1 protein-coding gene is annotated in these 377 nt (G+C 59.7%); it reads left to right on the top strand.

The genetic code is table 11. The annotated features are described in order from the left end of the window. Positions 1-166 precede the first annotated feature (166 nt). On the top strand, positions 167-377 hold a 211-nt coding region (locus FNJ47_RS50760), incomplete at its 3' end, for a hypothetical protein (RefSeq protein ID WP_488226111.1).

Here is a 377-nt window from a genome sequence, read left to right as displayed (position 1 = left end):
ACGGATTTCCGCTTCGGGTCACGAGCATCGCCCTCCGCAATAGACGGCGGCCTGTCAATTTCCGCTATACCCCGTTAGCGACAAAGGTCGTGCCGCGATGCAATATGTCGCGAAGGGCCAACAGGCGGCATCCACACTAAAGGTCGCCCAATAGCGGCCTCAGTACATGGACGCGACCTATTACCTCAACCCAAGACTGCCGCAGTACCGGCCAGGCGCTGGCGACGGCAACTTGGCCACTACTGGCAAAATGATCATTGTGCGCTATGCCGATGACCTCAGCATCGGATTTGAGCACCATGGACCAGCGGCGTCGCGCCGCTCAGTAGCCATAATACCCGCCCGGGCAAACCCAGTTGCCGTAAGCGTCGTAGCCG

Origin of the sequence: Bradyrhizobium uaiense, assembly GCF_010811875.1 — a bacterium.
Classification (GTDB): Bacteria; Pseudomonadota; Alphaproteobacteria; order Rhizobiales; family Xanthobacteraceae; genus Bradyrhizobium; species Bradyrhizobium uaiense.
Note: the sequence above shows the minus strand (reverse complement) of the source record. Positions and strands in the feature narration are given on the sequence as shown.